The following is a 9448-nucleotide window of genomic DNA, read 5'->3' as shown; positions in this document are numbered from 1 at the left end:
GTGCGATGACCTGCGTGCCGGACAGGAGTCCGTCGTTGCCGTCGGTCGTCGGTGCGGTGGTGCCGCCTGTGGTCCCGGTGTTGCTGCCGGTGGTGGTGTCGCTGTTGGCGTCGCCGATGACGGAGACGGCGGTGCCGCCGAGGTCGATCGGTGCGGTCACGGGTGCGATGACCTGCGTGCCGGACAGGAGTCCGTCGTTGCCGTCGGTCGTCGGCGCGGTGGTGCCGCCCGTGGTCCCGGTGTTGCCGCTGGTCCCGCCGGTGGTGGTGTCGCTGTTGGCGTCGCCGATGACCGACACGGCCGTGCCGTTGACCTCGACCGGTGCCGCCACGGGAGCGACGACCTGCGTGCCCGAGGCGACGCCGTCCGATCCGTCCGTCGCCGGAGCAGCGGGCGCCGGTGCCGGGGCGGGCTGCGCGGGCGCGGGCGCCGGGGTGCTGTCGGTCGACGAGTTGCTGTCGCCGATGACCGAGACCGAGGTCCCTTCGATGGTGACGGGGACCGACACGTCGATGATCGCTTGCGAGCCCGAGCCGACGCCGTCGGCGCCGCTGGTCGAGGCGCTCGGTGCCGGCGCGGTCGCCGGAGCGCTCGAGCCCGAGGTGGAACTGTCGGCGTCGCCGATCACGGCGATCGAGGTTCCCTCGACGGTGACGGGAGCATCGACCGAGACGATGCCTTGGGTGCCCGAGAGCAGCCCGTCCTCTCCGGTGGTGTCGGCCGCGTGGGCGACCGAGGCGCCGAGGATCGTGATCCCCCCGGCGAGGAGCGTGCCCCAGACGGCACGCGAGACGATGGTGTTCATGATTGTTCTCTCCTTGAGAATGACGAATGGATGGCGCTGAGCGCCGGGGGTCGTGCCGCGCGTGCGCGGCCGGCCATCCGTCAGTCGGGAGAGACGTCGGTGGGGAAGACGGGCGAGATCGGTCCCGTCGCGTTGGTCAGGCGGCCACGTCGACCAGCCAGCAGGAATGCCCCGCCCGCGAGGGCGAAGAGCGCACCGGCGACGCCGCCCGCTGCGCCGGCTGCGCCCGCGGAAGACGATCCGGGGGCGCCCGACGCCGGCAGTCCCGAAGACGCCGCAGACCCGGGCACAAGCGTGTTCTGCGCGACCGCGGACCCCACCGACGGGAGCGTTTCGACAAGGGCGGAGAACGCGGTGGTCATGGGCAGGCTGGCGCCGACCGCCTCGATGACGGACGTGAGCGCTTCGAGCCCCGTCGGAGCAGCGTTCGAGAGCGCCGAGGCCGCGGCCGGGGAACCGAGGAGGTCCTCTGGCGTGACGACTGCGGCCCCGGGAAGCGGGATGCCGCACTCGACGGGCAGCTCGATCGGCAGGCCTGGGATCGCGGGAGCCACAACACCGGGGACGACGGCATCCGTGATCGGGTCGATGACGGGCGACAGGGTGTCGATGATGGGGGTGAGCACCGTACCGACCGGGGCGATAGCGCCGCCGATGAGGCCCAGAACCGGAGCGAGAGCGGGCTCTGCGGCATTCGTCACGGGGGCGAGCCCACGGGTCAGCGGGGTGAGTGCGGGCGCCACAGGCGCGACAGCCTCGGCGGCGACCTCGGTGACGGGTGAGATGACCGGTGCTGCGACGTCGGCGACGGCTTCGGCGACGGGTGCGACCTGCTGCACGACCGGTTCCGCGACGTGCTGCACGACCGGCTGGATGACGGGCTCGACCACCGGGGGCGCTACGGGCGCAACGTGCTGGATGACGGGCGCCGCCACCGGGGCCACCTTTTGGACGACGGGAGCGACGGGCTGGACGACTGCCTGCGCGACGGGGGCGACGGCCTCGGCAACGTGCTCGACCGTTTCGGTCACGGGCGAGACGATGCCGTCGAGGGGCCCCGGGCCGCCGTCGGCCGCGTGACTCGCCGGCGCGAGCGCGAGCGAGAGGGCCGTCCAGGCGAAGGCGAGGCCGACGCCGGTGCCGAGAAGCGGCGCCCAACGGCGCTTTCGACTGCTCTTGTCCATGACCGACGTTCACCTCCCCGAAAGCGTCGTCGTTGTTCGCACGGGAGAACCCGTGCCTGCGGGTACTGCTGTGGCACAGGAAGATACTCCCGTCCCGCGCACGTGTCTACGGGTCTTCCGGACGGTGCATCGCAGACCGGATCGCGGCGCCCGATGGGTGCCGCGGACTCGACTTGACAACACCGACGTTTTACACAAGTGAGTCCCCAGATGAACAACCTTCAAGCGAGGGTTCAAACACGATCGTCATCCACAGGCTGGGGAAACTCAAAGGGCCGGTCAGAGGGCATAAAAAAGTCTGAACTCTCAGGAGATTCCGGCGTTTTCCACAGGGGTTCTACACAACGTCGGCGGCGTTTCCCGCATCCTGTCCACAGAGTTATCCACAGGCAAGTTTGCGGCTGTCGGTGGCCGTCCATACCGTGTACAGCGGCTCGGAGACAGGCCAGGATGCGGGGGTGCGGATGTCGATCGCGGATATCGCTGACGACAGGCTCGGCGGACGACGAGAGCCCGACCGGACCCCACCGCACGACCTCCTCGCCGAGCAGAGCACGCTCGGTGGAATGCTGCTGTCGAAGGATGCCGTCGCCGACGTCATCGAGACCCTGCGCGGCACCGACTTCTACGTCCCGAAGCACGAGCTCATCTACGAGGCGCTGCTGTCGCTGTACTCGCACGGCGAGCCGACCGACGTCGTCGCCGTCACCGACGAGCTCATCAAGAACGGCGAGCTGCAGCGTGCCGGCGGCGCGGATTACCTGCACACGCTGACCTCGATCGTGCCGACCGCGGCGAACGCCGGGTACTACGCGTCGATCGTCAACGAGCGCGCGCTGCTGCGTCGTCTCGTCGAGGCCGGCACGCGCATCGTGCAGATGGGGTACAACGGCCAGGGCGACGCGGTCGACCTCGTCAACAACGCGCAGGCCGAGATCTACTCGGTCACGGGTGCCGAGAAGGCGGAGGACTACGTCCCCCTCGAGGTCGCCGTCACCGCGGCCATCGACGACATCGAGGCGGCGCGCGGGCGCGACGGCCAGATGACCGGCATCCCGACCGGTTTCTCGGGTCTCGACCAGCTGACGAACGGGCTGCACCCCGGACAGATGATCGTCGTCGCGGCGCGACCCGCCATGGGTAAGTCGACGCTCGCGCTCGACTTCGCGCGCGCGGCCGCCATCAAGAACGATTCGCCGACGATCTTCTTCTCGCTCGAGATGGGTCGCAGCGAGATCGCGATGCGCCTCATGAGCGCCGAGGGAGCCGTCCCGCTGCAATCGATGCGTAAGGGAACGCTCGACTCCCGCGACTGGACCACCGTCGCCGCGACACGCGGTCGCATCAACGACGCGCCGCTGTACATCGACGACAGCCCGAACATGACGCTGGTCGAGATCCGCGCGAAGTGCCGTCGACTCAAGCAGCGCGTCGGGCTCAAGATGGTCGTCATCGACTACCTGCAGCTGATGACGAGCGGCAAGCGCGTCGAGTCGCGTCAGCAGGAGGTCTCGGAGTTCTCGCGTGCCCTGAAGCTGCTCGCGAAGGAGCTGCAGGTGCCCGTCATCGCGCTCTCGCAGCTGAACCGTGGTGCCGAGCAGCGTGCCGACAAGAAGCCGGCGATCAGCGACCTGCGTGAGTCCGGCTCGATCGAGCAGGACGCCGACATCGTCATCCTGTTGCACCGCGAGGCCGCCTACGAGAAGGACAGCCCCCGCGCCGGTGAGGCCGATCTGATCGTCGCGAAGCACCGTAACGGTCCGACCGACACCGTGACGGTGGCGTTCCAGGGACACTTCTCGCGCTTCACCGACATGGCCGTCGGGATGGACTGACGCGTAGTCGACCGAGCGGTCAGCCCAGGAGGGGTTGCGGTTCCCGCCGCGATGTCTGCGCGGGTTCCGGGATGAGGTATAAGCCGGTCGTCGAGCTGGCGACTGTGTTCAGGGCCTCGAGCCAGTCCCGGTTGATCGGCGCGACACGGCTGCCGTGGTACTGGAACTCCAGGTCGGCGTTCTGGTGGATCCAGATGGTTCGGCGGCCGCCGCCGACGCTGACATCCTCTTTCCACGAGAAATAGAAGCTCTCACCGCGGCGGAGCTTGTTTCCGATGACGTGCTGGAGGTGAACGAGTGCACGGTCGTCGATGTCGATCTTGGTGCGCTGGTTGCCGTAGATGAACCGACCCATGGGTCGCCCCTGCCGTGAACGAGTTCCGATTTCGGGTGCACCCGAAGGGCGCGGAAAACCGAAAGGTGCTGTCGCTCGGTTGAGAGTCACACTGCCGGGAGATCGGGTGTCGCTGAAGGGGCTTGCTGCGCAGGATGATGTGTGCCGGGCGGTTAAGATCCAATGCGGCAGATCGCCGCGTACCCCCTCGGCCCGTTGGGAGCCTGATGCCGTTCCGCAGTAGAGAGACCCTCGAGCGTTGGCTGAAAGAGTTCCACGAACAGCGCGGCGCGGGCGATCTCATCCGCGTTCTCGTGCAGGACGGGTCCGAGGGCTCCGACACCGGTCTCGTCATCGTGCCGCTCGCCAACTCGTCCGTCTCGGTCTTCATGGAGCCCGTCGAGATCGGTGACGCCCGGTGGCGGATCACGATCGAGCCGCAGCCCGACTTCACCATCCTCAGCAGCTTCCAGATGCATGCCCTCGCCGCCGAGTTCACGGTCGCCGCTGAGCTCTGCTCGTTCCTCGAGGCGAAGTCGGTCGGACACGAGGAAGACGACGCCGACGAATCGTGAGCGCCGCACGCGGTGGCGTCCGATGGCGCGAACGCAGCCGGCTGGTACGGATGCTGCGCCTGTGGCGTACCCGTAACCCGACGACGTTCCGCGACAAGGTGCGCTACAAGATGCTGCGCGATCACCGCAGCCTCGTCGTCACCTTCGCCGACAAGGCCGCGGTGCGGGAGTATGTCGCCGCGATCGTCGGGGAGCAGTACCTGCCGCAGGCGTACGCGATCGTCGACGACCCGCGGAGCCTGCTCGACCTCGACTGGCCCGCGGCGTACGTGGTCAAGCCGACGCACGGCAGCGGCGCGGCGATCGTCGTCTCGACGGCGGCGCCCGCCGACGCTCGGCTGCCCGAGGCCCGCTGGGGCTGGGTGTACCGGCACGTGCGCCCCGGGTTCGCGAGCCCACGCGAGATCGCGGCGATCGCAGAGGGCTGGGTGGCGAAGCTCTACGGGCAAGGGCCGAACCGCGAGTGGGTCTACGGACAGGTGCCACGGCGGGTGATCGTCGAGGAGCTGCTGGTCGCCGAGGACGGCGGCATCCCTGACGATTACAAGTTCTTCGTCTTCCACGGTCGGTGCCACTTCGTCCAGGTCGACGGCGGCCGGTTCGGCGGCCGCACGCAGGACTTCTTCCGCCCCGACTGGAGCCGGATTCCGATGAGCGGCGGTCCGCCGTGGTCTGAGCCCGCGCGCCCCCGTCCCGCGCATCTCGACGAGATGCTCGGTCTCGCTGAGCGGCTGGGTCAGGACACGGACTTCGTCCGCGTCGACCTGTACGACGTCGACGGGCGAGTCGTGTTCGGTGAGCTGACGAGCTTCCCCGCCGGCGGCGACAGTCCGTTCGACCCGGAGTCGTTCAACACGGAGTTCGGACGCCCCTGGACCGTGCCGAGGCGCTACCGCTGAGGCGCAGCGCTCGGTTTCAGGCTGAGCCGCGGAGCTCGAGCTGCAGCTCGATCGCCGCGTCGAGCGGATGCGGGTCGCCGGTGTCTCCGAGGATCGTCGCCAGCATCGACACCGCGGTCGACGCCAGCGCGGTCTTGTCGATCGCGAGGGTCGTCAGCTCGGGGGTGGTGAACCGACCGGCCTGGAGGCCATCGATCCCGATGACCGCGACATCCTGCGGTACGTTCCGCCCGGAGGCGTGGAGCGCCTTGAGCACGCCGATCGCCATGACGTCGTTGTAGACGAGGATGCCGTCGCAGTCGGGGGCCGCGCTCATCACTGCGCGTGCAGCCTCGCCGCCGCCCTCCACCGTCTCGTCCGCGCCGATGTCGAGTCCGGGCCACGTCGACGCGTGCTGTTCCATGGAGGCCCGGTAGAAGTCGCGGCGGTCGTCCGGGCCGACGGTCGAGTCGATGAACGCGATGCGGTGGCGCCCGATGGCGGCGAGGTGTTCCAGCGCGGCGGTCATGCCGGATGCGACCTCGATCACAACGCGGCCGCTCAGGCGCGGATGGTCCGGGCCGTCCAGCATGAGCAGCGGCAGCCCGAACTCGCCCTGCGCCAGCACGGCCGGGGGCAGCAGCGCGAGGGTATCGGTGCGGCATCCGGTCAGGGCGAGAGCGTCGACGCGGCTGACGATGGACTCGAGCTGCGCGCGCGCCTTCTCGCGGTCGGGGCCGACGTCGCACAGCAGCACGCTCCAGTCGCGCTCGGCGGCCGCTCGGCTGAGCGCCGACGCGAGCTCGGCGAAGTACGGGTTGGCAAGGTCTTCGAGGATGAGCCCGATCGTCGTCGTGCGGCCCCGCACCATCGTCTGCGCGTGGCGATTGGGCCGGTAATTCAGCTCGCGCGCCGCCGCGATCACGCGAGCTCGGGTGGCGGCGCTGACGTCGGACATGTCGTTGAGCGCGCGCGTCACCGTCTGGCGCGAGACGCCGGCTCGCGCGGCGACGTCGAGGATCGTGCTCGCACCCCGGACATTTGCCACATCGACGAGTGTACTGCTAGCTTTCCCCTCGGCCGTGAACGTTCACGGTTGCCGCACCGACAACCCACTCCGGAGGCGAACGCCGTGTCCACGACATCCGTCACGACCATCTCGCGTGAGGCGAGACGAGCGCGATTCGCCGTCGGCGTGCTCTTCTTCACCAACGGGGCGCTGTTCGCCAACGTCGTGCCGCGGTACCCGGAGCTGAAGTCCGACCTCGGGCTCTCGAACGCGGCCATCGGCACCGCCGTGGCGGCGTTCCCGCTCGGCGCGCTGATCTGCGGTCTCGCTGCCGGCCTGCTCATCCGGCGATTCCGCTCGTCCCGCGTCGCGGTCGCCGCGACGCTCGTGACCGCACTGGGGCTCGTGCTGGCCGGCGTCGCGCCCAGCTGGCTGCTGCTCGCCGCGGCGTTCTTCATCGCCGGCGCCATGGACTCGATCACCGACGTCGCCCAGAACTCGCACGGCCTGCGGGTGCAGCGGCTGTTCGGGCGCTCGATCATCAACTCGTTCCACGCCGTGTGGTCGATCGGAGCCGTGGCCGGCGGCATCATGGGCGCCGGCGCCGCCGCGCTGCGCATCCCGCTGCCCGTGCATCTGACGGTGTCGGCGGTCCTCTTCGGCCTGGCGGCGCTGCTCGCCTACCGGTGGCTGCTGCCCGGAGCCGAGCCACGCGACATCGAGGGCATCGAGGGCATCGAGGGCCTCGACGGCACCGCGGGCGCGGACGGCGCGGATCACTCGGATGCCGCGGCGGCCCGACCGACCGCCTCTGCCCGGGCCTCGAAGCTCGCGGGCTCGCGCTACGTGATCCTGCTCGCGCTCGTGCTGATCGCCTCGGGCGGCGCCATCGTGGAAGATGCCGGAGCCTCGTGGTCGGCCATCTACCTGTCGGAGGGCCTCGGCGCATCGGCGTTCGTCGCGGGGCTCGGCTTCATCTCGCTGCAGGGCATGCAGTTCGTCGGCCGTCTGCTCGGCGACCGGATGGTCGACCGGTTCGGACAGCGGGCGGTCGCGCGCGTCGGCGGGGCCCTCGTGCTCGTCGGCATGGGGTCGGCGCTCGCCCTGCCTGGCGTGCCGATGACGATCATCGGGTTCGGTGTCGCCGGGTTCGGCGTCGCCACCCTCATCCCGAGCGCGATGCAGGCCGCTGACGAGCTGCCCGGCTTCGCGCCCGGTGCCGGACTGACCATCATCGGATGGCTGCTGCGGGTCGGGTTCCTGCTGTCGCCTCCCATCGTCGGCGCGATCGCCGACGCGACGTCGCTGCGCACCGGACTGCTCGTCGTCCCCGCCGCGGGATTGATCGTGCTCGTGTTCGCCGGCGTCCTGTCGGCTCGCCGGGTCCACCGTGACGGACGAGACGGGTGAGATGGATGAGATGGATGCCGCGCGGTGCCGTGTCAACCCGCTACGGGTGTCGCGTCGTGAGGACTTAGCGTTCGCGGAATGAGCACGACTGATACTCCCGCGCCGTCGCGACTGCGGCGGGGCATCGGCGGACCGCTGCTGTTCGCCTTCATCCTCGGTGACGTTCTCGGCGCAGGTGTCTACGCCCTCATGGGGGTGCTGTCGGAGCGGGTCGGCGGGATGCTGTGGGCCCCGCTGCTCGCGGCCCTCGTGCTCGCGATGCTCACGGCCGGGTCGTACGCCGAGCTGGTGACGAAGTACCCCCGCGCCGGCGGCGCCGCCGTGTTCGCGGAGCGTGCGTTCAAGAACAAGCTCGTGTCGTTCCTCGTCGGGTTCAGCATGCTGGCCGCGGGCGTGGTGAGTGCGGCGGGTCTGTCGATCGCGTTCGCGGGGCAGTACCTGCAGACGTTCGTGGAGGTTCCGGTCGTGCCGGTGGCCATCGTGTTCCTCGCCGTGCTCGCAGCGCTCAACGCCCGCGGCATCCGGGAATCGATGGGCGCGAACTTCGTGATGACCGCGATCGAGGTCTCGGGCCTGGTGATCGTCGTCGTGGTGGTCGGGTTCCTGCTCGCCGGTGGCGGTGGGGACGTGTCGCGTGTCATGGAGGTTCCCGAGGGCACGGGGGTCGCGTCGGCCGTGCTGGCGGGTGCGATCATCGCGTACTACTCCTTCGTGGGGTTCGAGACCTCGGCCAACATGATCGAAGAGGTCAAGGAACCGTCGAAGATGTACCCGCGTGCGCTCTTCGCGGCCCTGGGCGCTGCGGGCGTCGTGTACGTGCTGGTGGGCCTCGCGAGCAGCATCGCGTTGCCGCCCGAGGAGCTGTCGAGCTCGAGCGGGCCGCTCCTGGCGGTCGTCGAGGCGAGCGGTGTCGCGGTGCCGTCGTGGCTGTTCAGTCTCATCGCGCTCATCGCGGTCGCCAACGGCGCGCTGCTGACGATGATCATGGCCAGCCGCCTCACCTACGGCATGGCCGAGCAGGGGCTGCTGCCGAAGGCGCTGTCACGGGTGCTGCCACGTCGGCGCACGCCCTGGGTCGCGATCCTCGCCACGACCCTCGTCGCGATGCTGCTGACCCTGGTCGGCGACCTCGCGCTCCTCGCCGAGACCGTCGTGCTGCTGCTCCTGTTCGTGTTCCTCAGCGCGAACGTCTCGGTGCTCGTGCTGCGCCGCGACCGCGTGGAGCATGACCACTTCCGCGTCTGGACCTTCGTGCCTGTCCTCGGCATCGCATCGTGCCTGCTGCTGCTGAGTCAGCAGACCCTGCGCGTCTGGATCTTCGGCGCGATTCTCCTCGCCATCGGCGTGGTGCTGTACTTCGTGGCGCGGTGGGCGCGTCAGCGAGGCGAACGCGCGGCCTGATCCCCGCGTTGCGGCTG

Annotated in this window: 9 protein-coding genes; 5 read left to right on the top strand and 4 right to left on the bottom strand. The window is 69.6% G+C overall.

Features of this window, described 5'->3' with window-relative positions; translation table 11 throughout:
* Positions 1-805, bottom strand: an 805-nt coding sequence (locus PUW82_RS01875; protein ID WP_274220647.1) for a chaplin family protein, incomplete at its 3' end; no start/stop codon positions are given.
* 80 nt (positions 806-885) lie between these two features.
* Positions 886-1989, bottom strand: coding sequence for a hypothetical protein (locus PUW82_RS01870; protein WP_274220646.1), 1104 nt, complete (start codon positions 1987-1989; stop codon positions 886-888).
* Positions 1990-2453: 464 nt separating this feature from the next.
* Between PUW82_RS01870 and dnaB the strand changes: the two genes are divergently transcribed.
* Positions 2454-3824 (top strand): replicative DNA helicase, encoded by a 1371-nt coding sequence (gene dnaB / locus PUW82_RS01865; RefSeq protein ID WP_274220645.1) that lies wholly within the window; start codon positions 2454-2456, stop codon positions 3822-3824.
* Between the two features lie 19 nt (positions 3825-3843).
* Here the strand turns inward: dnaB and PUW82_RS01860 are convergent, their stop codons facing one another.
* A complete protein-coding gene (locus PUW82_RS01860) occupies positions 3844-4179 on the bottom strand; it encodes a DUF7882 family protein (RefSeq protein ID WP_274220644.1) in 336 nt (111 codons plus the stop codon).
* A 206-nt stretch (positions 4180-4385) separates the two neighbouring features.
* Here PUW82_RS01860 and PUW82_RS01855 point away from each other — a divergent pair, with 206 nt between their 5' ends.
* Positions 4386-4733: a hypothetical protein gene (locus PUW82_RS01855; RefSeq protein ID WP_274220643.1), complete on the top strand. Its 348-nt coding sequence runs from the start codon at positions 4386-4388 to the stop codon at positions 4731-4733.
* Positions 4730-5632: an ATP-grasp fold amidoligase family protein gene (locus tag PUW82_RS01850; protein ID WP_274220642.1), complete on the top strand. Its 903-nt coding sequence runs from the start codon at positions 4730-4732 to the stop codon at positions 5630-5632. The genes PUW82_RS01855 and PUW82_RS01850 overlap by 4 nt, the downstream gene beginning before the upstream one ends.
* Positions 5633-5648: 16 nt before the next feature.
* Here the strand turns inward: PUW82_RS01850 and PUW82_RS01845 are convergent, their stop codons facing one another.
* Complete coding sequence (locus PUW82_RS01845) at positions 5649-6659, bottom strand: LacI family DNA-binding transcriptional regulator (RefSeq protein WP_274220641.1); 1011 nt, start codon at positions 6657-6659, stop codon at positions 5649-5651.
* Between the two features lie 84 nt (positions 6660-6743).
* Here PUW82_RS01845 and PUW82_RS01840 point away from each other — a divergent pair, with 84 nt between their 5' ends.
* A complete protein-coding gene (locus PUW82_RS01840; protein ID WP_274220640.1) occupies positions 6744-8030 on the top strand; it encodes an MFS transporter in 1287 nt (428 codons plus the stop codon).
* 78 nt (positions 8031-8108) lie between these two features.
* On the top strand, positions 8109-9431 hold the full coding sequence (locus PUW82_RS01835; protein ID WP_274220639.1) for an APC family permease: 1323 nt from the start codon (positions 8109-8111) through the stop codon (positions 9429-9431).
* Positions 9432-9448 lie beyond the last annotated feature (17 nt).

It is taken from the genome of Microbacterium thalli (assembly GCF_028737325.1).
Lineage (GTDB): Bacteria > Actinomycetota > Actinomycetes > Actinomycetales > Microbacteriaceae > Microbacterium > Microbacterium thalli.
The sequence above is the reverse complement of the archived record's forward strand: the minus strand, read 5'-3'. Positions and strand labels throughout refer to the sequence as shown.

Bases quoted from the DNA above. Each gene is read 5' to 3' on its own strand.
- PUW82_RS01870 (WP_274220646.1), bottom strand. From the start codon at position 1,989: ATGGACAAGAGCAGTCGAAAGCGCCGTTGGGCGCCGCTTCTCGGCACC.
- dnaB (WP_274220645.1), top strand. From the start codon at position 2,454: ATGTCGATCGCGGATATCGCTGACGACAGGCTCGGCGGACGACGAGAG.
- PUW82_RS01860 (WP_274220644.1), bottom strand. From the start codon at position 4,179: ATGGGTCGGTTCATCTACGGCAACCAGCGCACCAAGATCGACATCGAC.
- PUW82_RS01855 (WP_274220643.1), top strand. From the start codon at position 4,386: ATGCCGTTCCGCAGTAGAGAGACCCTCGAGCGTTGGCTGAAAGAGTTC.
- PUW82_RS01835 (WP_274220639.1), top strand. From the start codon at position 8,109: ATGAGCACGACTGATACTCCCGCGCCGTCGCGACTGCGGCGGGGCATC.